This window comes from Enterobacter sp. RIT637 (genome assembly GCF_019718755.1).
GTDB lineage: Bacteria > Pseudomonadota > Gammaproteobacteria > Enterobacterales > Enterobacteriaceae > Enterobacter.
The window spans coordinates 1-518 of record NZ_JAIHAZ010000193.1; the positions used below are offsets into that span (position 1 = coordinate 1).

The window sequence follows — 518 nt, forward strand, 5'->3', positions numbered from 1 at the left end:
GGTGCTGTAGAGACGTTTTGCCTGCGCATCCAGCGCCAGACCCGTGCTGAATGCACCGGTATTAGCAATGGTCTCTTTCAGTTTCAGGGTTTCGCCATCCACCACCCAAATCACACTCTCTTTGCCGATACCGGTGATATAGACGGTATTGGTGGTGTCATCGGCCACCAGCTCGCGCGGCTGCAGCGGCTTCACGGTTTCGCTGCGCTTGCGATCGTCAAGCACCAGGCGCCCTTTCACTTCGCCGGTTTTAGCGTCGATAGCCGTTACCGCGCTGTTGGTGGTGTTACCAAACCACAGGGTCTGAGTGGCATTGTTGATGGTGGCGCCGAACGGTTTTAAATCGTTATGAATGGCCTGCGTCACTTCAAGTGTGACGGGATCAAGACGGTAAACCACGCCACCTTTATCCGTTTTGCGGCTTTGCGTGGTCGCAACCCACAGGGCATTTTCCTGCTGGCTGACCGCCATTTCGTAAGCGCCTTTACCCACCGCTTTTCGCAGCATCTCTTCTGCAG

At 55.6% G+C, this 518-nt stretch carries 1 protein-coding gene; it reads right to left on the reverse strand.

Going from position 1 to position 518, the window contains the following annotated elements; genetic code table 11:
* On the reverse strand, positions 1 to 518 hold a 518-nt coding region (locus tag K5E19_RS23950), incomplete at both ends, for a YncE family protein (protein ID WP_221553400.1).